Raw genomic sequence first — 25627 nt, 5'->3', positions numbered from 1 at the left:
GGCGTTCACTTTCCGTTCGTTATGACTTAATTCTTTCAGCCGTTCAAGTCCCTGTCAAATTGACCCGACTCGCTCGACCTGCGGTAATTAAGTGCCGCCCCCTTCCGGGGACAACCCCTCTAACTTACCAGCCTCTGGACCGACTTGCGAATCGATCTCCAGACCCGCGAGTCAGAAGGGGTTTGCCGACATATGTGGCACAGCACACCAAAGTCACCGGAGTGAAGGAGGTGGGTTGCGCCGCACTGCGTCGGCTCCTAAAGATTAGCAGCGGTCTCGACCCCTCGCGCCGGATCGTCATCATCTCCGGCAACAGAACGATCACGACCGAACATAGACTCCCCACGTGAGCAGCAACACGCCGCCAGTGGCGAAGAAGGTTCCGACGAAGCGCACCCATCACGGCGACACCGTCATCGACGAGTACGCCTGGCTGAGCAACAAGGAAGATCCAGACACCACGGCCTATCTGGAGGCTGAGAACGACTTCGTTGAACAGGAGACCGCTCACCTCTCCGAGCTCCAGGAGCAGGTGTTCCAGGAGATCAAGGGCCGCACCCAGGAAACCGATCTTTCGGTGGCCAGCCGCAAGGGCGCGTGGTGGTACTTCACCCGCACCGAGGAGGGTAAGCAGTACGCCGTCTCCTGCCGCGTACCGGCTGAAAGCGACGCGCCCCCGGAGATCACCCCGGGCGTCAAGCTCGACGACGAGCGGGTGATCCTCGACGGCAACGAGCTGGCCGGCGACAGCCCGTTCTTCTCGGTCGGCACCAGCTCGGTCAGTCCCGACGGGACGATGCTGGCGTTCTCGACCGACTACAAGGGCGACGAGCGCTTCACGCTCAAGTTCAAGAACCTCGAGACCGGTGAGGTGCTGTCCGACGAGATCGCCGACATCTTCTACGGCGGCGCCTGGTCGGCCGACGGCTCGACGTTCTTCTACACGCGCGTGGACGACGCCTGGCGCCCGTTCCAGGTCTACCGGCACACCCTGGGCACCCAGGAGGACGTGCTGGTCTACGAGGAGGGCGACGAGCGTTACTGGGTCGGGGTCGGGCTGACCCGCAGCGAGCGCTATCTGGTGCTCAGCGCGGGCAGCAAGATCACGAGCGAGGTGCGCATCCTCGACGCGAGCGACCCCGCGGGTGAGTTCCGGATCGTGCGTCCCAGGACGACCGGCGTCGAATACGGCGTCGAGCACGCGGGCGACTTCTTCTACGTGCTCCACAACGAGAACGCCGAGAACTTCGAGCTGGCCACCGCCCCGCTCGACGACCCCGGCGCGTGGACCCCGCTGATCGCCCACCGCGCGGACACCCGGCTCCTGGAGATCGACGCGTTCGCGGACCACGCCGTCGTGCACTTCCGCCGCGACGGCCTGACGGGCCTGCGGGTGCTCCCGTACAGCCCGGCCGGGGACTCCTGGCGCGAGCGGGTCGAGGCGTCCGAGCGGAACGCGTACGAGATCGACTTCCCCGAGCCCCTCTACGACGTCGGGCCCGCCGGCAATCCGGAGTTCACGACCACGCGGCTGCGGCTGGGCTACACCAGCATGGTCACCCCGCCCAGCGTGTACGACTACGAGCTCGACTCGCACGAGCTGATCCTGCTCAAGCGGCGGCCGGTGCTGGGCGGCTACGACGCGGCCGACTACGAGCAGTTCCGCGAGTGGGCCACGGCCGAGGACGGCACGAAGATCCCGGTGTCGATCGTCAAGCGCAAAGACGCCGCCAAGCCCGCCCCGACCGTGCTCTACGGCTACGGCAGCTACGAGACCTCCATCGACCCCGGCTTCTCCGTCGCGAGGTTGTCGCTGCTCGACCGCGGGTTCGCCTTCGCCGTCGCGCACGTCAGGGGCGGCGGTGAGATGGGCCGCCGCTGGTACGAAGAGGGCAAGCTCACCAGCAAACGCAACACGTTCACCGACTTCGTGGCCGTGGCCAGGCACCTGAAGGAGGCCGGCTGGAGTGAGCGGGTCATCGCCAGGGGCGGCTCGGCCGGGGGCCTGCTGATGGGCGCGGTCACGAACCTGGCGCCCGGGGAGTTCGCGGGCGTGGTGGCCGAGGTGCCGTTCGTCGACGCCCTCAACACCATCCTCGATCCGTCGCTTCCGCTGACCGTGATCGAATGGGACGAGTGGGGCGACCCGCTGCACAATCCGGACGTCTACGCGTACATGAAGAGCTATTCGCCGTACGAGAACGTGGACGGCGGGCCGTACCCCCCGATCCTCGCGATCACGAGCCTGAACGACACCCGCGTGCTCTACCACGAGCCGGCCAAGTGGGTCGCCAGGCTGCGGGCGACGGCGAGCGGCGGGCCGTTCCTGCTGAAGACGGAAATGGGCGCGGGACACGGCGGGCGCAGCGGGCGTTACGACGCCTGGCGCGAAGAGGCCTTCGCGCTCGCCTGGATTATCGAGAGGGGCACGTCATGACCTATCAGGCCGACGACCAGCGTTACGAGCGGCAGCCGTACAACCGCAGTGGCCGCAGCGGGCTCAAGCTGCCCGCCGTTTCGCTCGGCCTGTGGCACAACTTCGGCGACGACCGGCCGATCGAGAACTCGCGGGCGATCCTGCGCCGCGCGTTCGACCTCGGGGTGTCGCACTTCGACCTGGCCAACAACTACGGCGTCCCGTACGGCTCCGCCGAGCGGAACTTCGGCCGGATCATGCGCGAGGACTTCACCCCGTACCGCGACGAGCTGATCATCTCCACCAAGGCCGGCTATGACATGTGGCCGGGCCCGTACGGCGAGTGGGGTTCGCGCAAATACGTCCTGGCCAGCCTCGACCAGTCGCTCAAGCGCATGGGCCTGGACTACGTGGACATCTTCTACAGCCACCGGCCCGACCCGCAGACGCCGCTGGAGGAGACCATGGGCGCGCTCGACCGGGCGGTGCGCTCGGGCAAGGCGCTCTATGCGGGCATCTCCAACTACTCCCCCGAGCAGACCACCCAGGCCGCGCGGATCATGCGTGAGCTGGGCACGCCGCTGCTCATCCACCAGCCGTCCTACTCCATGATCAACCGGTGGATCGAGGACGGGCTGCTGGACGCGCTGGAGGAGGCGGGGATGGGCTGCATCGTGTTCTCGCCGCTGGCCCAGGGCCTGCTGACCGACCGCTACCTGGACGGGGTGCCGGCCGGTTCGCGGGCGGTCACGAGCCGGTTCCTGAGCGAGGACCAGATCGACCGCGAGCTGGCCCGATCTCTCAACGAGATCGCCGGGACGCGGGGGCAGACGCTGGCTCAGATGGCGCTGTCGTGGACGCTCAGGGACCCACGGGTGACGAGCGTGCTGATCGGCGCGAGCAGCGTGAAGCAGCTGGAGGACAACGTGGCCTGCGTGGACGGCCCGGCCTTCACCGAGGACGAACTCCAGGCCATCGAGAAGATCACAGGGCCTCGTGCCGCTGGAGGTAGGTGAAGGACGCCCAGCCGGGCAGCACCGGCAGCCAGAACGTGAGCAGCCGGTAGAGCAGCACGGCCGACGTGGCCAGCTCCTTGGGCACGCCGGCCAGCACCAGGCCGCCCACGAGCGCGAGTTCGACCGCGCCCAGACCGCCCGGTGTGGGCGCGGCCGAGCCGATCGCGTTGGCCGTGAGGAAGACGACCGCGACGGCGGTGAAGCTCAGCGAGCCGCCGAACGCGGCGACGCAGGCGTGCAGGCACATCACGAACGCGATGGTGATCATCAGGGTGCCGAAGACGGCCTCGATCATCTTGCGCGGCGACTGCAGCACGTCGAGCAGCCTGGGCAGCACGTTCGAGAACAGCTTGCGCATTCGTACGGTCACCAGCCGGCGCAGCGGCGGCACGCCGAGCACCGCGACGACCAGCACCGCGACCGCGAGCAGCACCACGACGAGCCCGCGCGACGGCGTGAACGAGGTGGTCGTGGCCGAGCCGGTGATGTAGGCGAACAGCAGCAGCAGCGCGATGTGGAAGACCAGCATGATGAGCTGTGAGGCGCCCACGCTGGCCACCGCGCTGGACGGGGAGATGCCGCGTTTCTGCAGGTAGCGGGTGTTGATCGCGACGCCGCCCACCGCCGCGGGCGCGACCAGCTTGACGAACGACGACGCGAACTGCACGAGCACCGTACGCCAGAGCGGCAGCGGCTCGGGGACGAACCCGCGCAGCATGAGCGCGGCGGCCACGAAGCTGACGAACGAGGCCACCAGCGCCAGCCCCGACCAGGCCCAGTTGGCCGTGGTGATGACGTGGTAGACGTCCACCTGGCTGAGCTGGGAGAGCACGATGTAGGCGGCGATCGCGCTGGCGATGATGGTGATCAGGGTGCGCGGACGGAAGCGTTCGAGCCGGACCTCCTCGACCTTGCCCTGCGGCTTGAGCGCGACGATGTGCTCGCGGAGGCCTGGCAGCACGTTCTTGGCCTTCGACAGGGCCGAGCGGGTCTCCCTGGTGAGGGCGATGCGCTGGAGCAGCGGCATGGCGGCGGCCAGCGCGTCGGGACCCATGACGGCGGCCGCGGCCCTGACCGAGCGCTCGGGGCCCACCCGCAGCGCCAGATAGGTGAGGAGCTGGGCGACGTCGAGCCGGAGCAGCAGGTCGCCGGCGGCGATCTCGCCGCTGCGGGCGTCGGTGAGCACGACGCGGCCGGCCCGGTCGAGGTGGACGCCGTCGCCGGTGAGCCGCCGGTGCGCCAGGCGCTGGATCTGCAGCAGCTCGACCTGCTCCCAGATCTGGGCGAGCACGGCGTCGTCGATCTCGTCGTCGGGCACGTCGTCGAGCGGGCGCGTGTCGAGGTGCTCATAGGCGAGCAGCGCGGCCTCGGTGCCGATCTCGCTGGTGCCGAGCAGGCGCGGGGTGCTGGCGCCGGCGGCCTGGGCCGCGTACGCCATGAGCGCCTCGCGTTCGAGCTCGGCCCGCAGCGACCTGATGGCCCGGCGCCTGGTCTCGGAGTTGAGCCGGATGCGCCGCCACAGCCGGTAGGGGAGCCCGGCCACCTGCCGGTCGCGGTCGAGCACGGTGACGTCGAGGCTGGTGCCGTCTCTGAGGCCGATGGCGTAGCGGCGGCTGCCCTGGTGGTCGTCCTCGATGCGGCGGGCGGAGATCGGCGAGAACGACAGCTTGCGCAGGGCGGCCACCACGGCGCTGCCCGGCGGCCTGGTGTTGGGGCTGCCGACGCCGTACAGGGTGGCGTAGCCGATGGCCATGCCGACGATGACCGTGACGATGGCGCTGGGCAGGGTGATCTGCCGGCCGGAGAAGAAGGCCAGGATGTAGAGGGCGATGGTGGTCCACATCAGCATCCGCCAGGTGGGGCGGCGGGAGATGCGGACGGCGGTGGCGTACGCGATGACCGAGGTGAGCAGCGTGTTGAGCGGCTCGATGTCCCTGTCGCCGGTCAGCAGCACGCGCAGGTCGTCGGCGTTGCCCGCGGTGAGCCACTGCCCGAGCAGGAACGACCCGGCCATGCCGATGATGGCGGCGATCAGCCCTTCGGCGACCCGCAGGCCGTCGCGGTGGAAGACCCGTTCGACCGCGAAGGCCGCGGGCACGATGAGGACGGCCGCGCCACCGAGGAAGGCGGCGACCCTGCTGAGCAGCGGCACCAGCTCGGCGCCCACCTTGACGTCGGCCTCCAGGCCGATGAGCGTCTGCTTGGCGACCAGCGCGAGCAGGATGACCGCGGCGAGCACGATGAGGGCGGCGAAGAAGCGCAGGAGGTCGGACGGGCGGCGCAGGCGCTGGGGCAGGAGCGGCTCGACGACGTAGATGTCGTCGTCCGCGCGCGACTCCGCCACGGCTGGATCCCCCTCCGAGAGGTCCTCCGTGTCATCTCGTTCCCTGATATCGGCCACCGACAGCGATTCTGCACCTTCCTGGCCGGAGCGTGCGATCTCTTAACGTCCAGTGTCCTAATCGTGCCCCCGGTCATCGCACCGGGCACGCTACACGATCGGGCATTCTGCCTGGCCGGGGACGTAGGCTGTGACGCATGTCGGGTGAACTGAGGGTTTTGGGGGCATGTCCTCTGGACTGCCCGGATACCTGCTCGTGGGTGGTCACCGTCAAGGACGGCGAGGCGGTCAAACTCCGCGGCAATCCCGACCAGCCCTACACCAGGGGCGCGCTGTGCGTGAAGGTCAACCGTTATCTGGAGCACACGCGGGCGGACGACCGCATCCTGTACCCGATGCGCCGGACCGGGCCGAAGGGCTCCGGCCGGTTCGAGCGGATCACCTGGGAAGAGGCGCTCGACGAGATCTCCGTACGGCTGCGCGGCATCGTCGACGAGCACGGCGGCGAGGCCATCTGGCCCTATCTGGGCACCGGCACGCTCGGCTACCTGCAGGGCTGCGAGGCCGTGGCCGGCCGCCGGTTCTGGAACATGCTGGGCGCCTCCAGGCACTGGCTGAACATCTGCTCGGCGGCGGGCAGCAGCGGCCTGTGGCGGACGAACGGCACCGCGGGCGGCATGGACCCGGAGAACTTCGCGCAGGCCAGGCTGATCCTGCTCTGGGGCACGAATACGCTCACCAGCGGACACCACCTGTGGAAGTTCATCCAGGACGCCAAGGCGAACGGCGCCCACATCGTGGCCATCGACCCGATTCGCACCAGGACGGCCGACCAGGCCGACGAGTGGCTGCCGATCAGGCCGGGCACGGACGCCGCGCTGGCGCTCGGGCTGCTCAACGTCGTGCTGGCGGAGAACGCGCAGGACGAGGAGTTCCTGGCCGAGCACACGGAGGGCTGGGCGGAGTTCCGCGAGGAGATCCTGAACCACCCGGTCGAGAAGGTCGCCGAGATCACCGGGATTCCGGCCGAGGCCGTCCACAGCCTGGGGATGAGGCTCGCCCACACCCGCCCGACCGCGATCCGCGCCACGCACGGCCTGCAGCGGCACAAGGGCGGCGGCACCACGATGCGGACGATCGCGGCGATTCCCGGCGTCACCGGCGACTGGCGCCACCCCGGCGGCGGCGTCGCCTTCTCCACCAGCGACCACGTCAAGCTCACCGTCGACAGGCGCGACGACCTGCTGGCCAAGCCGGTCCGCACCCTCGTCATGACCAAGCTGGGCTCCCAGCTCGACGACGTGAAGTGCCTGTGGGTGTACGCGGCCAACCCCCTCGGCTCCACCCCCGACGCCAACGCGATCAGGCGGCAGCTCGCCCGTGAGGATCTGTTCACGGTGGTCATGGAGCAGTTCCCGACCGACACCGTCGACTACGCCGACATCGTGCTGCCCGCGACCATGCAGACCGAGCACTTCGACGTGCACGCCGGCTACGGGCACATGTACCTGCTGTGGAACGAGCCTGCCACCGAGCCGCCCGGCGAGTGCCTGTCCACGACGGAGACGTTCCGCCGGCTGGCGGCGCACATGGGGATGACCGAGCCGTCGCTGTACGACTCGGACCTGGAGCTGGCCGAGCAACTGCTGTCGGGCGGGGATCCGTCGCTGGAGGGCATCACGGTGGACCGGCTGCGCAAGGAGGGCTGGGTGCGGATGAACTACCCCAAGCCGTTCATGCCGTTCGCCGAGGGCTTTCCGACGAAGTCCGGGCGGCTGCGCTTCCCGCCGGCGGGCAAGGCGTACGTGCCGCCGCACACGGCGGACGAGGCGGGGCGGTCGCCGTACCCGCTGCGGCTGGTCACGCCCGCCTCGCACACGTTCCTCAACACGACCTTCGGCAACAACCCGGAGCTGCGGCGCCGCGCCAAGGACCCCGTGGTGCTGGTCAACGCGGCCGACGCGGCGGCGCGCGGGCTGGAGAACGGCCAGCGCGTACGCGTCCACAACGACGGCGGCGAGTTCCTGGCCGACGTCGAGATCAGCGACCGGGTGTCGGCCGGGGTGGTGGCCTCGACCAAGGGCCGCTGGCCCAAGCTCAGCCCCGGCGGCGCCAACCCCAACGCGGTGGTGGCCGAGCGCGACGGGGACATGGGCAGGGGGCCGGCCTTCCACGACAACCTGGTCGAGATCAGCCCAGGCTGAGTTTGTAGCCCTCGTGGGAGGCCGTGAAGCCGAGGGAGTCGTAGAAGCGGTGCGCGTCCGTACGGGTCTTGTCGGAGGTGAGCTGCACCATCGCGCAGCCGCGCGCCCGCGCTCTGCCGACGGCCCACGTGATCATCTTGCGGCCCAGCCCCTGTCCGCGCGCGGCGGCCGAGACGCGGACGGCCTCGATCTGGCACCGCTCGGACCCCATCCGCGACAGCCCGGCCAGGTACGTGAGCTGCATCGTGCCCACCACCTTGCCGTCGATCTCGGCCACGATCAGCTCGTCGTAGGGGTCGGCGTCGATCCGGTCGAACGCCGCCAGGTAGCGCGCGTCGCCGGGGTCGCCCTCGCGCTTCGCCCCGAGCGGGTCGTCGGCCAGCATCGCCACGATGGCGGGCACGTCCTCCCTGCGGGCCTGGCGGAAGATCAGGGACAGCACGTAGTGCGACTCCATGAGGCCGGGATTGGACGGCAGGGCCATCACCTTGCCGCTGGGGGTGAAACCCCTGCGGGCGTAGAGGGCGCGGGCGGCCTGGTTCTGGTCGACGGCCCAGAGCCCGACCTCCTCGGCGCCGGTGCTCGCGGCCCACGCCACGGCCGCGTCCACCAGCCGGGAGCCCACGCCGGCGCCCCTGGCCTCGGGGGCGACCCACATGGACAGCAGGTGGGCCCCGGCCTCCTCGATCCGCACGCACACCAGGCCCACATCGGCGCCGCCGGCGGTGGCCACCCACCAGCGCGACTCCGGCGACTCCAGTCTTTCCGCCCATTTCTCCGGGCCGAACTCGATCTCCCGGCCGTAGCTGGAGCCGAAGGAGTCGGGGGAATCCTGGAGGGCGCGGAGCCGGATCTCCCGCAGCCGCTCACCCTCGCCCGGCTTGAGGTGCGCAATGTCGATGTCGTGCATGTCCCGCATCATGTCAGGGACCTCTCAGGGTCTGTCCCCGATGCTCCCAGGGTGGGACAAAAGGCAGCATTAATGACATGAACGAAATCAGTCGACGCGACGAAGTCTCGCTGTCGGGTGCCGCGCTCCGCGGCGCCCCTTGGAAGGCCGCCGCCATCGGTGGCGGTGCGATCACCGCGGCCAGCTTCGGGGTGGGCCTGCTCACAGGCGGTGGCGACCTGGTGTGGGCGCTGGGGCTCGGCATCAGCCTGTTCGCCCTGATCGCCGCGATCGGCGCCGTCGCCAAGCCGGACGAGGGCGACCGGGTGACCCGCCAGGCGCGCCAGTGGTCGCTGAAGCACCCGTTCAAGTTCGCGCTCCTGCCGGCCGGCATCACGGCCGTGCTGGACTACCCGGTGCAGCTCGTGCTCGACGGCGAAGGCGTGTTCGGCTCGGCGGTGCACGCGTTGTGGCACGGCGCGCTCGTCTACCTGATCGCCGGCGTTCTGACGATCGCGATGCAGGGACGAGCGCGCTCGGGCCGGTGACGCGATCAGCCCTCCCGCTCCGCCTGGCTCCTGCACACGCAGAACTCGTTGCCCTCGGGGTCGAGCATGATCACCCAGCCGGTGCCGTCAGGCTTGCGCTGGTCGTCGAAGACGGTCGCGCCCAGCTCGGTCAGCCGCTCGACCTCCTGGTCACGGGTTCTGCCCTCGGTGCCGTTGACGTCGAAGTGAACCCGGTTCTTGACGGTCTTGCCCTCGGGCACGCGGATGAACAGCAGGAACGGGTCCTGCTTGGTGCGCAGCATGATCTCGTCGTCGCCCGGCTCGTCGCCCTCTCCCAGGGGCAGGCCCGTGGCCTTGCTCCACCAGGTGGCGATCGCGTACGGGTCGGCGGCGTCAATGGTCACTGCATGGATTTCGATCACCAGGCCACCCAACCCCGACACCACCTAAGACGTCAAGCCAGTGTCCGCAGGCCGATGACACCGGCCAGGATCAGGGCGATCGAGATGATGCGCGGCAGCGAGACGTCGTCGCCCATGGCGATCATGCCGAGGATCGCGGTCCCCGCGGCGCCGACGCCGGTCCAGACGGCGTACGCGGTGCCGACGTCGAGGGACTTGAGCGCGTACGCGAGCAGGCCGAAGCTCAGCACGGCCATGACCAGGAACGACAGGGTCCACCACAGATGGGCGAACCCGTCGCTGAGCTTGAGTGAAAGGGCCATGGCGACCTCGAAGACGCCGGCCAGAACGAGCAGGATCCACGCCATGATGGCAACTCCTTGAAGACGAGACCGACTACGGTGCGTCGTCTTGGCGTTCCGGGTACGGCGCGTCTCGTCCGGGAGCGTTCTCAGCTCATGGGAGAGAACGTGGCAGGCGGGCCGGTCATTCCCACCAGATCGTGACCCACCGGTCACGCGGCATCGGCCACATGCCCAGTTCCTGCGCCGTGGCCGCGACCTCCTCCGCCCTGGCGGGGTCGAGGCAGACCCGCCGGCACGCGCTGGCGGCCAGCTCCTCCAGCGACGTGAAACGTTCCAGAGGGGCCTCCCTCTCCTCCACCTGCACCGCGAACCCGAGCGCCGCGGCCAGCGCCACACAGTCTTCCGCGATGGGCCTGACCGGCCGGTCGACGCCGTGGAAGTGCTGCCACAGCGGTGTCATCCAGCTCATGGGATGGCGGTGCGGCAGCTCCAGCACGACCCGCCCCTGGGTGCGGGCGTCGAGCGCGCGCAGGAAGTCCGCCAGGTCGGGCACGTTGTAGACCACGTGCGCCGCCACGGCGGCATCGGCCACCGGCACCTGGTCCGCCACGTCGGGCCAGCGGCCCTCGACCGTCGTCACCGGGACGCCCAGCTTCTCCGCCCTGGCCGTCAGCCCCTCCAGCATGGACGCGGAGGTGTCGACGGCGTAGAGGTGGCCGATGCGCGCGTGCAGCGGCAGGGACGAGGCCCCAGGACCCGAGCCGACGTCGAGCAGCGTGCCCTTGTCGGGCAGCGCCTCGGACAGCCGCGTCATGGTGGGGCCGTCGTCGGGCTCGGCCAGGGCCCGGTCGGTACGGGTGCCGAACCGTTCAGGCGAATGGCTCCAGGGATCCTCGGGAGCCTTGGCCAGGATCGCGTCCGGAATGGCCCAGGAATCCAGTCGCTCCCGCCATCGGGTGGCGAGTTCTTCGGCGTCCATGAGGACGAGCATGCCATGCATGGCATGGGTTACCCGCGGGTAGCATTTCAGAGTAAGGTTACTCGCCAGTACAGACGCCTCGGTTCAAGGAGATCGAAGCCCATGGGCCACTACAAGAGCAACGTGCGTGACCTGGAGTTCAACCTCTTCGAGGTGTTCGGGAGACGTGAGATCCTCGGTACAGGGCCCTTCGCGGAGGTCGACGAAGACGTCGCCCGCAGCATCCTGGACGAGGTCAACCGGCAGGCGACCGGCGTCTTCGCCGACTCTTTCGAGGAGGGCGACAGGCACCCGCCGGTCTTCGACGCGGCGACGGGCTCTGTGACCGTTCCCGAAGGCTTCAAGAAGTCTTTCCAGGCGCTCATGGACGGCGGCTGGGCGCACCTCGACCTGCCGGCCGAGCTGGGCGGCCCCGGGATCCCCCGGAGCCTGGCCTGGGCCACGGCCGAGATGGTGCTGGGCGCGAACCCGGCCCTCTACATGTACGCCGCGGGCCCCAATTTCGCCTACACCCTGTGGCAGGTCGGCACCGAGGAGCAGAAGCGCTTCGCCGAGCTGGCCATTGAGCGCAACTGGGGCGCCACCATGGTGCTGACCGAGCCCGACGCCGGCTCCGACGTCGGCGCGGGCCGCGCGAAGGCGGTGCGGCAGCCCGACGGGACCTGGCACATCGAGGGCGTCAAGCGCTTCATCACCAGCGCCGAGCACGACATGTCGGAGAACATCTTCCACCTCGTGCTGGCCCGCCCCGAGGGCCACGGCGCCGGCACCAAGGGCCTGTCGATGTTCCTGGTGCCGAAGTTCCACGTGGACCTGGAGACCGGCGAGCTCGGCGAGCGCAACGGCGCCTACGTCACCAACGTCGAGAAGAAGATGGGCCTGAAGGTCTCCACGACCTGCGAGCTCACCTTCGGCGCCAAGCACCCGGCGGTCGGCTGGCTGGTCGGCGAGGTGCACGAGGGCATCAAGCAGATGTTCATGGTGATCGAGCACGCCCGCATGATGGTCGGCACCAAGGCCATCGCCACGCTCTCCACGGGCTACCTGAACGCCCTGGAGTACGCCAAGTCGCGGGTGCAGGGCGCCGACCTGACCAGGATGACCGACAAGGCCGCGCCGCGGGTGACCGTCACGCACCACCCGGACGTACGCCGCGAGCTCATGCTGCAGAAGTCGTACGCCGAGGGCATGCGCGCCCTGGTCCTCTACACGGCCACGTTCCAGGACACCCTGCTGATCGACCCGGCCGACCGGCACGCGCACGCCATGAACGACCTGCTGCTGCCCATCGTCAAGGGCGTCGGCTCTGAGCGGTCGTACGAGCTGCTCTCCCGCTCGCTGCAGACCCTCGGCGGCTCCGGCTACCTGCAGGACTACCCGATCGAGCAGTACATCCGCGACGCCAAGATCGACTCCCTGTACGAGGGCACGACCGCGATCCAGGGCCTCGACCTGTTCTTCAGGAAGATCCTGCGCAACCAGGGCGCCGCCGTGGGCTCGCTGCTGAACGAGATCAACGAGTTCGCCGGCTCCGAGGCCGGCAACGGGCGGCTCAAGGAGGAGCGCAAGCTGCTCGCCGAGGCCGCCGGCGAGGTCAAGGCCATGGGCGACACCATGGCGGGCTGGGCGCTCGGCTCGCTGGAGACGCCGCAGGAGGTCTACAAGGTCGGGCTGAACACCACCAGGTTCCTGCTCTCGCTCGGCGACCTGATCATCGGCTGGCTGCTGCTGCGCCAGGCCGAGGTGGCGCTGGCCCGCCTCGCCGACCACGAGGACCCGTTCTACCTGGGCAAGGTCGCCGCCGCGTCCTTCTTCGCCAAGACCGTGCTGCCCCGGCTCGCCGCCGAGCGGCGCGTGCTGGCCTCGACCGGCCAGGAGCTCATGGAGCTGCCGGAGGAGGCCTTCTAGGACCACCTCTGCCACCCGCGGCAGTCACACAGACAGAGCGCCCGCTTCCGAGAAGTGGGCGCTCTGTCGTTTTCGACACAGTCAGCCGGGCTCGCGGCGAGTAGTTTCACCGGCATGAGCTCGTCTTCCCACGATCATCCCCTGCCTCCGCCGCGTGTCGAAGAGGTGTCGGACGGCGTCTACGTCTACCTGCAGCCCGACGGGAGCTGGTGGATCAACAACACCGGCTTCCTGGCCGGACGGCGCGGCGTCATCTGCGTGGACTCCTGCTCGACCGAGCGCCGCACCCGCGCCCTGCGCGAGGCCATCGGCAAGGTCACCGACCGGCCGATCACCACGCTGATCAACACCCATCACCACGGGGACCACACGTTCGGCAACTGGCTGTTCCCCGAGGCCACGATCGTCGGCCACCAGGGCGTACGTGACCAGATCATCGCCGACGGCATCCCCACCTACCGGGCCGCGTGGTCGCCCGAGGTCGAATGGGGCAAGCTCGAAGTGGCGCCCCCGTTCCTCACCTTCACCGACCAGATCACCATGTACTCCGACGACCTGCGGTGCGAGGTCAGGCACGTCGGGCACGCCGCGCACACCACCAACGACTCCTACGTCTGGATCCCGGAGCGGCGGCTGCTGTTCGCCGGCGACCTGGTCTTCAACGGGGGCACGCCGTTCGTGCTGATGGGCTCGGTGACCGGCGCGCTCCAGGCCCTCGACCAGCTCCGGCTGCTGGACGCCGCCACCGTCGTGCCCGGGCACGGCGAGGTGTGCGGGCCCGAGGAGTACGACCGGGTCGAGGGCTATCTGCGCTTCGTGCGGCGGACCGCCGAGCGGGGCCACGCCGCGGGGCTGTCTCCGCTCGACGCGGCCAGGGAGACCGATCTGGGCGAATGGGGCGGGCTGCTGGACTCCGAGCGCATCGTGGGCAACCTGCACCGTGCATACGCCGAACTCGACGGCAAGCCGCCGGGCGCCCCGATCGACCTGGTCACGGCCGTACTCGACATGATCACGTACAACGGTGGCGAGCCGCTGTCCTGCCTGGCCTGACATCCGGGCGGGTGTGATCGGCGATACCCGGGTATGACGGGTGCTGTACTCGCCATATGCTCGCCATTTGCCTGGAGGTCGTCATGGGTGTCGGGGTAAGTATCTTCTTCCTCACGCTTGGCGCCATCCTGAGGTTCGCGATCGAACCGGATGTGTTCGGCGACAGCGTGCACATGGACATCATCGGCGTCATCTTCATGATCGTCGGTGGCGTGGGGGTGGTGCTGAGCATCGTGCTGGCTCCCCGGCGGGGTCAGACGTCGGACAACAGGCTGATGCACCGCGAGAACAACCCGCCCGACCTCTAAACGCTCAGCTGCACGGCGGCGCGGGCGCCCAGGATCGGCCTGATGCGCTCGGCGATCACCGTCTGGTGGTCGGGGTGGTCACGGTAGACGAGGTAGTCGTCGACGCTGTCGAAGTCGGCCACCACGGCGTATTCGTGATTGCCCTGGTTGATGCCCGCGTCCGCGCCCACGGTGTAGGAGCGGATCTGCGGGATGAGGCCCGGCAGTTTGCGCAGCTCGGCCGTCACGGCGGCCTTCTGCTCGTCGGTCGCTTCTTCGGTCCAGGTGAACAGCACGATGTGGCGGATCATGCGGCAACTTTAGCGAGATGCCCGATCGATGTATTCGATCGGGGCGTCCCCGACTCTGAGGTGGTCGGGTGCGGGTGTCCCGGCCTACGGCGGTCGCCGGGGGAGGGGTCCTCCCGGCGGCCGCCGTATCCCATCAGCTCGTCAGCTCCACGCCAGCACCCGCAGGGGGTCCTCCAGCATGGCGCCCACGTCGCGCAGGAACAGCGAGCCGAGCTCGCCGTCCACGACGCGGTGGTCGAAGGAGAGCGACAGCGTCGACACCTTGCGCACCGCCAGCTCGCCGTCCACCACCCACGGCATGTCCCTGACCTGGCCGAAGGCGAGGATGGCGGCCTCGCCGGGGTTCAGGATCGGGGTGCCGGCGTCCACGCCGAACACGCCGACGTTGGTGATCGTGATGGTGCCACCCGACATCTCCGCCGGTTGCGTACGGCCTGACCTGGCCGTCTCGGTGAGCTCGGCGAGCCGGGCCGCCAGTTCGGGGAGTGACAGCTCGTGCGCGCCCTTCACGTTGGGCACCACGAGGCCGCGCGGGGTGGCGGCGGCTATCCCCAGGTTCACGTAGTGCTTGACCACGATCTCCTGGGCCTCCTCGTCCCACGCCGAGTTGATCATCGGGTGCCGTCCGGCCGCCGTCAGCACGGCCTTGGCCACCAGGAGCAGCGGCGAGACCTTGACGCCGGCGAACTCGGGCAGGGTGCGCAGGCGCTGGACGGCCTCCATGGTCCTGGTCATGTCGACCTGGAGGAACTCGGTGACATGGGGGGCCGTGAACGCGCTGGCGACCATGGCCTTGGCGGTCATCTTGCGCACGCCCTTGACGGGGATGCGCTCTTCGGGCTGCTGCCGCCGGGGCTCGGGGGCGGGCGCCTGTGCCGCCGACTGGACGTCCTCGCGGGTGATCGAACCCTCGGGGCCCGTGCCGGTGACGGCGGTCAGGTCCACGCCCAGGTCCTTGGCCATCTTGCGGACCGGCGGCTTGGCCAGCACCGCCACCCGGCCGGTCGTGGGAGGAGGTGCGCTGACGAGCGGGCCGCCGACCTCCACGCGGGACGGGTTGGCCACGGGGTTGGCGGGGGTGGCCGACGGCTTGCGGGCGCGCCGTTTGGTGGCGCCGGTCTTGACGCCGTAGCCCACCAGGACCGCCTGGCGCTCCTCCTTGGGCGCCGGGCTGCCGTGGGCGCCGGGCTCGACCGCGCCCTCCGCCGGCGGGTTCGGCACCATGTCCTCGGCCAGCGCCTCGACCCGGCCGGCGGTCCCGGCGGGTGCGGCGGTCCCGGCCGGCCCGCCGGTTCCGGCGGGCGGGTCGCCGGGTTCGGTGGTGTCCACGGCGATGATCGGCAGGCCCACCTCGATCGTCTGGCCCTCCTCCGCCATCAGGCCCGCCACCACCCCTTCCCACGGGATCGGCAGCTCGACGATCGACTTGGCCGTCTCGATCTCCACCACGATCTGGTTGACCTTGACGTCGTCACCGGCCTTGACGTGCCAGCGGACGATCTCCGCCTCCGTCAGCCCCTCGCCGACGTCCGGGAGCTTGAACTCGCGTCGCATGGCAATCCCCTCAGTACCCGAAGGTCCGGTCGACGGCGTCGAGCACCCGGTCAAGGTCGGGCAGGTAGTGCTCCTCCAGCTTCGACGGCGGGTAGGGAGTGGAGAAGCCGCCGACCCGCAGCACGGGCGACTCCAGGTGGTAGAAGCACCGCTCGGTGATCCTGGCCGCGAGCTCGGCGCCGAAGCCGCTGTTCACGGGCGCCTCGTGCACCACGACGACCCGCCCGGTCCGGCGTACGGACTCCATCACCACCGGCTCGTCCAGCGGGTTGAGCGAGCGCAGGTCGACGACCTCCAGCGAACGCCCGTCGTCCTCGGCCGCCGTGGCCGCCTCCAGGCAGGTCTTGACCATGGGCCCGTACGCCAGCAGCGTGACGTCGGCCCCCGGGCGCAGGACCTTGGCGGCGTGCAGCGGCGTCCACCAGTCGGTCGTGGTGGTGTCGATGTCGGCCTTCTCCCAGTAGCGGCGCTTCGGCTCGAAGAAGATCACCGGGTCGTCGCTGCGGATGGCCTGCTGGATCATGGTGTAGGCGTCGGCCGGGTTGGAGCAGGCGACCACCCGCAGCCCGGCCGTGTGGGTGAAGTACGCCTCGGGCGACTCGCTGTGGTGCTCGACCGCGCCGATGCCGCCGCCGCATGGAATGCGTACGACGACAGGCAGTTTGATCGCGCCGAGCGAGCGCATCGGCATCTTGGCGAGCTGGGTGATGATCTGGTCGGCGGCAGGGAAGACGAACCCGTCGAACTGGATCTCGCACACCGGCCGGTAACCGCGCAGCGCCAGCCCGATCGCGGTGCCGATGATGCCCGACTCGGCCAGCGGCGTGTCGATGACGCGGTCTTCGCCGAAGTCCTTCTGCAGGCCGTCGGTGACCCGGAACACGCCGCCGAGCTTGCCGACGTCCTCGCCCATGATGAGGACCTTGGAATCGTCCTCCATGGCCTTGCGCATGCCCTCGTTGAGCGCCTTGGAAAGACTCAATACGCTCATTTTTCGAACCCCTCCAGATAAGAGGCGAACTGGGCGCGCTCCTGGTCGATCAGGGCGTGGGGCTCGCTGTAGACGTGGTCGAACATGTCAAGCGGCCGGGGGTCCGGCATGGCCAGGCAGCGCCGGCGCAGGTCGGCGCCGAGCTGGTCGGCCTCCGCCTCGACCGAGTCGAAGAACGCCTGGTCGGCCAGCTCGTTCTTGAACAGGTAGGACTTGACCCGCTCGATCGGGTCCTTCAGCTTCCACGCCTCCAGCTCGCTGGCCACCCGGTAGCGCGTCGGGTCGTCGGTCGTGGTGTGGGCGCCCATCCGGTACGTGAACGCCTCGATGAGCGTCGGCCCCTGCCCCGTACGGGCTGCTTCGAGCGCTTTGCGAGTCACCGCGAGGCAGGCGAACACGTCGTTTCCGTCGACCCTGATCCCGGGGAACCCGAACCCGGAGGCCCGGCGATAGAGGGGGATGCGGGTCTGCTTCTCCAGCGGCTCGGAGATGGCCCACTGGTTGTTCTGGCAGAAGAACACGATGGGCGCGTTGAACACGCTGGCCCAGATGAACGACTCGTTGACGTCGCCCTGGGAGGTGGCGCCGTCACCGAAGTAGACGATGGTCGCGGCGCTCGCGTCGTCGCGCTGGATGCCCATCGCGTAGCCGACCGCGTGCAGCGTCTGGCTGCCGATGACGATCGTGTAGAGGTGGAAGTTGTGCTCCTTGGGGTCCCACCCGCCGTGGTTGACCCCTCTGAACAGGCCGAGCAGCTTCACCGGGTCGACGTCGCGGCACCACGCCACGCCGTGCTCGCGATAGGTGGGAAAGGCCATGTCGGAGTCGGTCAGCGCGCGGCCCGAGCCGATCTGGGCCGCCTCCTGGCCCAGCAGCGAGGCCCAGATGCCCAGCTCGCCCTGGCGTTGCAGCGCCACGGCCTCCAGGTCGACGCGCCGTACGAGTGCCAGGTCGCGGTAGAGCGACCGGACCTCCTCCGGCGTCAGATCGATGTCGTAATCGGGGTGCTCGACCCGCTCACCCTCGGGGGTCAGTAGCTGGACGAGCTCCGGGGGTGCCTCAGCACCGCGAGAGGCGTCGATTGTCATGCCACTCCTGCTGGTCGGGGCCGTTGTCGATGGGGTCGCCACCTGGCCGGCCTTACCTTGCGAGAACCATGAGGTGGTGGTTCGTACGCGTATGGGGCCATCGTGGCAGACGTCACAGCCCTGTGCGCAAGCCCCATGTCCTCCCCGTTCCCGTTGTGTCGGCAGCCACACGCGCCGGTAGGCTGTGCTTGCCATCCACCCGCCGTACCCAGGAGGAACGCAGTGGCCCGCGTCATCGTGGACGTCATGTTGAAGCCCGAGATCCTCGATCCGCAGGGCCAGGCGATCGCCAGGGCACTGCCCCGGCTCGGCTTCTCCGGCGTCTCGGCAGTGCGGCAGGGCAAGCGCTTCGAGGTCGAACTCGAGGGCCCGGCCGACGAGGCGGCGCTGGAGGAGGTCCGCAAGATGGCCGAGACCCTGCTGGCCAACACCGTGATCGAGGACTACAGCGTCCGGGTTGAGGGCTAGAGAGCACTTTTGGTGCCTGGATTTCCCCCTGGGGGGTTAAAGCGTGGTTCCGACGTGCCACAATGCCACGGGCTTGCCAACAGTAAATAACAACAACGTGATTTTGCGGTTAGCCCCGATTTCTCAGGGAAACTTACTCCAGGTGACATTCAGGCGCCCGGAGGAGCCCGGTGGATATTGAGTTCTCGTTGGCACTGCCTCGGGATGCGATCGGCATACCGATGGTCAGGCGAGTGCTTGGCGATGCCATGCGATCACTCAACGTGAGCGAAACCTGCATCGCCGACATGCTGCTCGCCGTGTCCGAGGCCTGCTCCAACGCGGTGCGGCACGGAGGGCCGGCCAACCGCTACGAGGTGACGGCGGCGATCGGCTACGGCCGGTGCGACGTCCGTGTCGCCGACAACGGTGACGGCGTTCCGTCCTTTCCGCCCTGCTTTCCTCCTCCTGACACCGAGAACGGCCGCGGTCTGCTGATCATGCGCTCCGTGGTCGACGAGATCTCCTTCGGCATCACGCCCGGCCGGGGCACCACGGTCCACCTGCGCAAGCTGCTCGCCTGGGATGACGCGGCCGATGCCCGTCCCCGCGAGCTGGCAGCGGTCTGACCTGCCCGTTCGCTCTGCCCGTCCCTCGGGTTCGTTCGCTGGGCGCGTGCCGATGCGGACCATTTGAGAGCACCCGATAACCTGATTACACCGCCGTCCACCCCGAAGGGGCGGTGGCGCGCGCATTCCTCCGGAGGGGACGACTGTCATGAGCGCTGCCCGCGTGGGCGTAGTCACGTTTCCAGGAACTCTCGACGACCAGGACGCCGCCAGAGCCGTGCGCCTCGTGGGCGCCGAGGCGGTTCCGCTGTGGCACGCCGACCACGACCTGAAGGGAGTGGACGCCGTCTTCCTGCCCGGCGGCTTCTCCTACGGCGACTACCTGCGCTGCGGCGCCATCTCGCGGTTCGCGCCGCTCATGGAGGAGCTCATCCCGGCCGCCAGGGCCGGGCTGCCGGTGATCGGCACGTGCAACGGCTTCCAGATCCTGTGCGAGGCGCACCTGCTGCCCGGCGCGCTGACCCGCAACGCCTCGCTCCACTACGTCTGCCGTGACCAGCGGGTGCGGGTCGAGCAGACCGCGACCGCCTGGACCGGCGCCTTCGAGCAGGGGCAGGAGATCACGCTGCCGATCAAGCACGGCGAGGGCCGTTACGTGGCCTCCGACGACACCCTGGCCGCGCTGGAGTCCGGCGGCCACGTCGTGTTCCGCTACCTCGGCAACCCCAACGGCTCGCTCAACGACATCGCCGGCATCCGCAACGAGGCCGGCAACGTGGTCGGTCTCATGCCGCACCCCGAGCACGCCGTCGAAGACCTGGTCGGCGCGCCCAGCACCGACGGCCTCGGTATCTTCGGCTCCATTCTGAAGAACCTGGTGAACACGTGAGCGAGCGCGGCGAGGGAGCCAGCAGACACATGACCGACAGCGTGAAGCGGGCGTCCGAGACCCCCGACGAGCCGATGCCCTTCGCCGAGCTGGGCATGAAGCAGGACGAGTACGACCGGGTCAAGGAGATCCTGGGGCGCCGTCCGACCGGCTCCGAGCTGGCGATCTACAGCGTCATGTGGTCCGAGCACTGCTCGTACAAGTCGTCCAAGGTGCATCTCAAGCAGTTCGCCACCAAGGCGCCCAAGTCCGAGGCGCTGCTGGTGGGCATGGGCGAGAACGCCGGCGTGGTCGACATCGGCGACGGCTGGGCGGCCACGTTCAAGATCGAGTCGCACAACCACCCGTCCTACGTCGAGCCGCACCAGGGCGCGGCCACCGGCGTCGGCGGGATCGTCCGCGACATCATGTCGATGGGCGCGCGCCCGATCGCCGTCATGGACGCGCTGCGCTTCGGCGCCGCCGACGCCGTGGACACCCGCCGGGTGCTGCCCGGCGTGGTCGAGGGCATCAGCTCCTACGGCAACTGCCTGGGCCTGCCCAACATCGGCGGCGAGGTCGTCTTCGACCCCTGCTACATCGGCAACCCGCTGGTCAACGCGCTCTGCGTCGGCCTGCTGCGCAAGGACCAGATCAAGCTCGCCACCGCGCCCGGCCCTGGCAACAAGGTCGTGCTGTTCGGCGCCTCCACCGGCCCCGACGGCATCGGCGGCGCCTCGGTGCTCGCGAGCGCGACCTTCGAGGACGAGTCGCAGGCCAAGCGGCCCGCCGTCCAGGTCGGCGACCCGTTCATGGAGAAGCTGCTCATCGAGTGCTGCCTGGAGCTGTACGCGGCCGACGTGGTCGTCGGCATCCAGGACCTCGGCGCGGCCGGCGTCTCGTGCGCCACGACCGAGCTGGCCGCCAAGGGCACCGGCGGCATGGACGTCGACCTCAACCTGGTCCCGCTCCGCGACCCCACGCTCAGGCCCGAAGAGATCCTCATGAGCGAGTCGCAGGAGCGGATGATGGCCGTGGTCCGGCCCTCCGACATCCCCGCGTTCATGGCGATCTGCGAGAAGTGGGACGTCCCCGCCACCGTCATCGGCGAGGTGACCGACAGCGGCCGCCTGGTGATGACCTGGGACGGCGAGGTCATCGTGGACATCCCGCCGGGCACCGCCGCCGACGACGGCCCCGTCTACGAGCGCCCGTTCCACGAGCCCGCCGGGCAGGTCGCGCTCAACGCCGACACGCCCGACCGGCTGGAGCGCCCCGCGGACCTGCGGGAGACGCTGCTCAAGCTGCTCGGCTCGCCCAACCTGGCCTCCAAGGAGTGGGTGACCTCCCAGTACGACCGTTATGTCCGGTCCAACACCGTGCTGGCCCAGCCGGCCGACGCGGGCATGCTGCGGATCTCCGAGGCCATCGAAGGCGCCGAGCCGACGACGCGGGGCATCGCGCTGTCCACCGACGGCAACGGCCGCTACGCCAAGCTCGACCCGTACGCGGGGGCGCAGCTCGCGCTCGCGGAGGCGTACCGGAACGTGGCCGTGAGCGGCGCCAAGCCCCTCGCCGTCACCAACTGCCTCAACTTCGGCTCCCCCGAGGACCCGGAGGTCATGTGGCAGTTCGCCGAGGCCGTGCGCGGCCTGGCCGACGCCTGCCGGGCACTCGGCGTGCCGGTGACCGGCGGAAACGTCTCCTTCTACAACCAGACCGGCTCCACCGCGATCCACCCGACTCCGGTCGTGGGCGTGCTCGGCGTCATCGACGACGTGGCCAAGCGGGTGCCGACCGGGTTCGTGGCCGAGGGGCTGCGGGTCGTGCTGCTCGGCGACACGCACGAGGAGTTCGGCGGCTCCGAGTGGGCGCACGTGGCGCACCGCCACCTGGGCGGGCTGCCGCCGCGGGCCGACCTCGTGGCCGAGCAGGCGCTGGCGACCGTGCTGGTCGAGGCGGCCGGCCGGGGGCTGCTCGAAGGGTCGCACGACCTTTCGGACGGCGGCCTGGCCGTCGCGCTCGCCGAGTCCTGCCTCGCGCGGGGCGTCGGCGCCTCGGTGGCGCTGAGCGGTGACGCCTTCACCGACCTGTTCAGCGAGTCGGCCTCGCGGGCCCTGGTCGCCGTGCGGCCGGAGGCCTACGAGGAGTTCGCCTCGCTCTGCGGGCGGCACGAGGTGCCCTGCTACGGGCTCGGGACGACCGGCGGGGCGTCGCTGGTGGTCGAGGACGTGTTCGAGGTGCCGGTCGAGGAACTGCGGGAAACGCACTCGGCGGCGCTTCCCGCGCTGTTCGGCTGAGAGTTCTTCACTGAAGAGGGCCGGTACGCCGGCCCTCTTCTGCGTCTTAACCCTTCTTCAGGCAGACGGCGTAGACGGTGCCGTTGACGCTGGTGCCGTTACCGTGGCCGCTGGTGGTCATCTTGTCGTCGGCCTTGGGGGTCTCGGTGGAGGTGGCGGCGGCACCGTGGTTGCCGTTGTCGCTCTTGGCGACGTACACCGACCAGCCGTTGCCGTCGGGGGCGCTGCTCATGACGGTGGCGTTCTTGAGCGTGCCGAACGAGAAGCCGCCGCCGGTCACCATCCCGCCCTGGCCGCAACTGACCGACTCCTCGCCGGTCGAGTTGATGGACGCGGTCTTGACGTAGGTCGTGTAGTTGGCGCCGGAGCCGGGCTCACCCTTCGGGCCCTGCTCACCCTTCGGGCCCTGCTCACCCTTCGGGCCCTGCTCACCCTTCGGGCCCTGCGGTCCCTGCGGGCCGGTGTCGCCCTTCGGGCCCTGGAGGCCGCGGTCGCCCTTGTCACCCTTGGAGCCGGGCACGCCCTTGTCGCCCTTGTCGCCCTTCGTACCCTGCGGGCCTGTCTCTCCCTGCGGTCCTGTCGCGCCCTTCGGGCCTTGAGGGCCCTGGGGACCCTGGGTGCCCTGTGGGCCCTGCTTTCCCTGGGGGCCGACCGGGCCGCTCAGGCCGGTGTCGCCCTTGGGGCCCTGCTTTCCCTGCTCGCCCTGAGCACCCTGCTGACCCTGCTGGACGGTGGTCGTGGAGGTGCCGCCGCCGATCAGGATCCGCTCTTCCGTCCTCCTGCACTTCGTCGTGGGGTTGACGATGCGCGCGTACCGGGTCTTCTTGTGCACGCAGGCGTGCACCTCGGCGGCGGCGGAGGACGCGGTGGCGGTGCCACCGATGGCGAGCAGCGAGGCGGCGAGCGCCCCGACGGTGGCGAGCGTGATCGTACGCCCGCCGCGGATCTTGATGGCCACGGCTTTCCTTCCAGAGGACAGGTGATGCTCATGTGGTGCATGAGATTCACGCTTCAAACGTTCCAAAGGATGACGCCGACTACATAACGTATTTATCACGAAGCGGAGCGTTACTGACCAGATTGACCGATTGTTGTCCACAGAGGTGAGTAAAACGACGCATTGGCGACACCGATCACCCGTGGATAATCGGTCTGTGTCAATCCCCGGTCCCGGTACCTACCTGCCTCCCGCCACGCAGCCCGTGCGCGGCGTGGTGTGGGCCATCCACCTGATCCTGCCGCTGCTGGGCCTCTGGCTGCTGCTCGCCCAGCCCACCATCAACATCGAGTGGCACCACAACCCCAGCCACTTCTGGCTGATCATCACCGTGGCCGGGATCAACGTCGCGCTGGGCGTGATGATCAGCGAGGCGTCGCGGCGGCGTCAGGACGCGCGGCTGTTCCTCAGCTCCATGGTCTTCCTGAGCAGTGCCGGGTTCTTCTTCATGCACGGCCTGGCCACGCCGGACGTCATCCTGCCGATCGGCTCGCTGGGCTTCGACGTGGGCCAGCAGGTGGGGCTCTCGGTCGCGGCCGCGTTCGCGTTCGCCTCCGCCCTGCCGCTCGGCGAGCGGGCGGCCAAGAGCGTGCTGGGGTCGCAGCACTTCATCCGCTCGGCGCTGGTCGGTTTCATGCTGCTGTGGGGGTTCGCGTCGCTGGTCCCCGGGCTGACGGCGCTCAGCGAGCCGCCGCCGGTCACACCGGTCCCCTGGCTGGCCTGGGCCTCCATTCCTGGCCTGCTCCTGTACGTGGCCGCGAGCGTGATGATGTTCCTGCTCCACCGGCGCCGCCCGTCGGCCATGCTGATCAGCCTGATCACCGCGTACGCGCTGCTGGCCGAGTCGATGATCGCCGGGATGTCGCAGCTCAACTGGCATTTGTCCTGGTGGGAGTGGCACCTGCTGCTCACCCTGGCCTTCGTGTTCGTGGCCTACAGCGCCTACCTGCAGTTCAGGCGCGAGGGCTCCAGCGCGGGCCTGTTCGACTCGGTGACGCTGTCGGCGACCGTGCGGCGCATCCAGCGCGACTACGCCGAGGCGCTGGAGGAGCTGGTCGAGCACGTACGCAGGGGCGAACCGCTGGCCGCGACCCGGATGGCGGGCAAGTTCAAGCTCAACGAGGGGCAGGTGGCGGTGCTCGACCGGGCGGGCGAGGCGCTGGCCAACGAGCGGGAGCTGTCGGAGCGGCTGGCCGCGCTGGTGGCCGTGAGCGCCCAGACCAGGGTCGGCCTGCCGGAGGACCAGTTGCTGACCACCTCGCTTGAGCGGGTGCGGCAGGCGTACGGCGATGTGAAGATCGCGCTCGTGGCCGACGGCAGGACACAGATCGGCTCGCGCGACTATCAGTTCAACGACGGCAACCCGATCAAGCGCGACCAGTTGCTCGCCTTCCCGCTGACCGTCAAGGGGAACCTGGCGGGCGTGCTGGAGGTGCCGATCGGGCGGACGAACCAGGACGAGGCGCTGGCCGCGACGCTGGCCGGGCAGTTGTCCATCTCGCTGGAGAACGCCCGGCTCTACCAGGAGCTGCACACGCTCTTCCACCAGTACATGTCGCCCGACGTGGCGCACGCGCTGCTCGCCGACCCCGGGCAGGCGGCGCTGGGCGGCGAGCTGAAGGAGCTGACCGCGCTCTTCGCCGACCTCAAGGGCTTCACCACCTTCTCGGAGAAGGTCACGCCCGGCGAGATCGTCGAGATGCTCAACCGCTATCACACGGCCGCCGTCCCCTGCATTCTCAACAACGGCGGCACGATCGTGCAGTTCGTCGGCGACGCGCTGCTGGCCCTGTTCAACGCCCCGGCCACGCAGACGGGGCACGCCCGGTCCGCCTGCCGGGCCGCGCTCGACATGCAGCAGGCCGCGGCCGAGATCGCCGAGGAGATGGCCTGGCGGATGGACGACGGGGTGGAGTGGCCGACGTTCCGGGTGGGCGTCAACACGGGTCCCGCGCTCGTCGGCAACATCGGCAGCCCGGAGCTGCGCGGCTTCAACGCGATGGGCGACGCCGTCAACGTGGCCGCCCGGCTCCAGGGCATCGCCGAGCCCGGCACGGTGGTGATCGGTGAGACGACGCGCGGGCAACTGGGGCCCGACGTGACAGTGAACCCGCTGGGACGGCTCAACCTCAAGGGCAAGGAGGAACTTGTCGCGGCCTACGTTCTGACCGAAATGACATAGAAGGGCGGGGCC

Annotated in this window: 22 protein-coding genes, 1 pseudogene and 1 riboswitch; of the genes and pseudogenes, 12 read left to right on the top strand and 11 right to left on the bottom strand. The window is 69.4% G+C overall.

Annotation, left to right across the window (positions count from 1 at the left end; translation table 11 throughout):
* Positions 1-346 precede the first annotated feature (346 nt).
* A complete protein-coding gene (locus C4V41_RS53630; RefSeq protein ID WP_103963792.1) occupies positions 347-2437 on the top strand; it encodes a S9 family peptidase in 2091 nt (696 codons plus the stop codon).
* Positions 2434-3432: an L-glyceraldehyde 3-phosphate reductase gene (mgrA, locus tag C4V41_RS53625; RefSeq protein WP_103963791.1), complete on the top strand. Its 999-nt coding sequence runs from the start codon at positions 2434-2436 to the stop codon at positions 3430-3432. The genes C4V41_RS53630 and mgrA overlap by 4 nt, the downstream gene beginning before the upstream one ends.
* On the opposite strand, the gene C4V41_RS53620 is transcribed toward mgrA, so the two are convergent.
* On the bottom strand, positions 3401-5776 hold the full coding sequence (locus C4V41_RS53620) for a lysylphosphatidylglycerol synthase transmembrane domain-containing protein (RefSeq protein WP_103963790.1): 2376 nt from the start codon (positions 5774-5776) through the stop codon (positions 3401-3403). The genes mgrA and C4V41_RS53620 overlap by 32 nt on opposite strands.
* Positions 5777-5970: 194 nt before the next feature.
* On the opposite strand from C4V41_RS53620, the gene C4V41_RS53615 reads away from it, so the two are divergent.
* A complete protein-coding gene (locus tag C4V41_RS53615; protein ID WP_103963789.1) occupies positions 5971-7977 on the top strand; it encodes a molybdopterin-containing oxidoreductase family protein in 2007 nt (668 codons plus the stop codon).
* On the opposite strand, the gene C4V41_RS64955 is transcribed toward C4V41_RS53615, so the two are convergent.
* Both C4V41_RS64955 and C4V41_RS64950 read right to left on the bottom strand, forming a co-directional pair.
* The gene (locus tag C4V41_RS64955; RefSeq protein WP_235030958.1) at positions 7964-8434 is read right to left on the bottom strand and encodes a GNAT family N-acetyltransferase; all 471 of its coding nucleotides are present in this window, start codon (positions 8432-8434) and stop codon (positions 7964-7966) included. The genes C4V41_RS53615 and C4V41_RS64955 overlap by 14 nt on opposite strands.
* Positions 8435-8476: 42 nt before the next feature.
* Positions 8477-8887, bottom strand: a pseudogene (locus C4V41_RS64950) (GNAT family N-acetyltransferase); the annotation flags it as partial.
* A 77-nt stretch (positions 8888-8964) separates the two neighbouring features.
* Here C4V41_RS64950 and C4V41_RS53605 point away from each other — a divergent pair.
* A complete protein-coding gene (locus tag C4V41_RS53605) occupies positions 8965-9414 on the top strand; it encodes a hypothetical protein (RefSeq protein ID WP_235030956.1) in 450 nt (149 codons plus the stop codon).
* Between the two features lie 5 nt (positions 9415-9419).
* On the opposite strand, the gene C4V41_RS53600 is transcribed toward C4V41_RS53605, so the two are convergent.
* The 3 genes from C4V41_RS53600 to C4V41_RS53590 form a co-directional block, all read right to left on the bottom strand.
* On the bottom strand, positions 9420-9779 hold the full coding sequence (locus tag C4V41_RS53600; RefSeq protein WP_235030955.1) for a VOC family protein: 360 nt from the start codon (positions 9777-9779) through the stop codon (positions 9420-9422).
* 50 nt (positions 9780-9829) lie between these two features.
* Positions 9830-10144: a DMT family transporter gene (locus tag C4V41_RS53595; RefSeq protein ID WP_103963787.1), complete on the bottom strand. Its 315-nt coding sequence runs from the start codon at positions 10142-10144 to the stop codon at positions 9830-9832.
* A 32-nt stretch (positions 10145-10176) separates the two neighbouring features.
* A riboswitch (guanidine-III (ykkC-III) riboswitch) is annotated at positions 10177-10239 on the bottom strand.
* 23 nt (positions 10240-10262) lie between these two features.
* Positions 10263-11072, bottom strand: a complete 810-nt coding sequence (locus C4V41_RS53590) for a class I SAM-dependent methyltransferase (RefSeq protein WP_103963807.1) — start codon at positions 11070-11072, stop codon at positions 10263-10265.
* 90 nt (positions 11073-11162) lie between these two features.
* On the opposite strand from C4V41_RS53590, the gene C4V41_RS53585 reads away from it, so the two are divergent.
* The 3 genes from C4V41_RS53585 to C4V41_RS53575 all read left to right on the top strand — a co-directional run bounded on the left by C4V41_RS53585 (position 11163) and on the right by C4V41_RS53575 (position 14329).
* On the top strand, positions 11163-12968 hold the full coding sequence (locus tag C4V41_RS53585) for an acyl-CoA dehydrogenase (RefSeq protein ID WP_103963786.1): 1806 nt from the start codon (positions 11163-11165) through the stop codon (positions 12966-12968).
* A 114-nt stretch (positions 12969-13082) separates the two neighbouring features.
* On the top strand, positions 13083-14021 hold the full coding sequence (locus C4V41_RS53580; RefSeq protein ID WP_103963785.1) for an MBL fold metallo-hydrolase: 939 nt from the start codon (positions 13083-13085) through the stop codon (positions 14019-14021).
* Between the two features lie 56 nt (positions 14022-14077).
* Positions 14078-14329 (top strand): hypothetical protein, encoded by a 252-nt coding sequence (locus C4V41_RS53575; RefSeq protein ID WP_235030954.1) that lies wholly within the window; start codon positions 14078-14080, stop codon positions 14327-14329.
* Here C4V41_RS53575 and C4V41_RS53570 read toward each other — a convergent pair.
* From C4V41_RS53570 to pdhA, 4 genes are all read right to left on the bottom strand, one after another.
* On the bottom strand, positions 14326-14619 hold the full coding sequence (locus tag C4V41_RS53570; RefSeq protein WP_103963784.1) for a Dabb family protein: 294 nt from the start codon (positions 14617-14619) through the stop codon (positions 14326-14328). The two genes, C4V41_RS53575 and C4V41_RS53570, sit on opposite strands and share 4 nt — an antisense overlap.
* 141 nt (positions 14620-14760) lie before the next feature.
* The gene (locus C4V41_RS53565; protein ID WP_103963783.1) at positions 14761-16173 is read right to left on the bottom strand and encodes a dihydrolipoamide acetyltransferase family protein; all 1413 of its coding nucleotides are present in this window, start codon (positions 16171-16173) and stop codon (positions 14761-14763) included.
* 10 nt (positions 16174-16183) lie between these two features.
* On the bottom strand, positions 16184-17164 hold the full coding sequence (locus C4V41_RS53560; RefSeq protein ID WP_103963782.1) for an alpha-ketoacid dehydrogenase subunit beta: 981 nt from the start codon (positions 17162-17164) through the stop codon (positions 16184-16186).
* A complete protein-coding gene (pdhA, locus tag C4V41_RS53555) occupies positions 17161-18252 on the bottom strand; it encodes a pyruvate dehydrogenase (acetyl-transferring) E1 component subunit alpha (protein WP_103963781.1) in 1092 nt (363 codons plus the stop codon). The genes C4V41_RS53560 and pdhA overlap by 4 nt, the downstream gene beginning before the upstream one ends.
* 222 nt (positions 18253-18474) lie before the next feature.
* On the opposite strand from pdhA, the gene purS reads away from it, so the two are divergent.
* The 4 genes from purS to purL all read left to right on the top strand — a co-directional run bounded on the left by purS (position 18475) and on the right by purL (position 22436).
* The gene (purS, locus tag C4V41_RS53550) at positions 18475-18720 is read left to right on the top strand and encodes a phosphoribosylformylglycinamidine synthase subunit PurS (protein ID WP_103963780.1); all 246 of its coding nucleotides are present in this window, start codon (positions 18475-18477) and stop codon (positions 18718-18720) included.
* 170 nt (positions 18721-18890) lie between these two features.
* A complete protein-coding gene (locus C4V41_RS53545) occupies positions 18891-19328 on the top strand; it encodes an ATP-binding protein (RefSeq protein WP_235030953.1) in 438 nt (145 codons plus the stop codon).
* A 148-nt stretch (positions 19329-19476) separates the two neighbouring features.
* Positions 19477-20157: a phosphoribosylformylglycinamidine synthase subunit PurQ gene (gene purQ / locus C4V41_RS53540; protein ID WP_103963778.1), complete on the top strand. Its 681-nt coding sequence runs from the start codon at positions 19477-19479 to the stop codon at positions 20155-20157.
* Positions 20158-20186: 29 nt separating this feature from the next.
* Positions 20187-22436 carry a phosphoribosylformylglycinamidine synthase subunit PurL gene (gene purL / locus C4V41_RS53535; RefSeq protein ID WP_103963777.1) on the top strand — a complete coding sequence of 750 codons (2250 nt, stop codon included), beginning with the start codon at positions 20187-20189 and terminating at the stop codon, positions 22434-22436.
* 46 nt (positions 22437-22482) lie between these two features.
* On the opposite strand, the gene C4V41_RS53530 is transcribed toward purL, so the two are convergent.
* Positions 22483-23394 carry a collagen-like domain-containing protein gene (locus C4V41_RS53530; RefSeq protein WP_235030952.1) on the bottom strand — a complete coding sequence of 304 codons (912 nt, stop codon included), beginning with the start codon at positions 23392-23394 and terminating at the stop codon, positions 22483-22485.
* Positions 23395-23590: 196 nt separating this feature from the next.
* On the opposite strand from C4V41_RS53530, the gene C4V41_RS53525 reads away from it, so the two are divergent.
* Positions 23591-25615 (top strand): adenylate/guanylate cyclase domain-containing protein, encoded by a 2025-nt coding sequence (locus C4V41_RS53525; protein ID WP_235030951.1) that lies wholly within the window; start codon positions 23591-23593, stop codon positions 25613-25615.
* Positions 25616-25627 lie beyond the last annotated feature (12 nt).

It is taken from the genome of Nonomuraea solani (genome assembly GCF_900108335.1).
GTDB classification, from domain to species: Bacteria; Actinomycetota; Actinomycetes; order Streptosporangiales; family Streptosporangiaceae; genus Nonomuraea; species Nonomuraea solani.
This window is presented reverse-complemented; position numbering and strand designations above follow the sequence as displayed.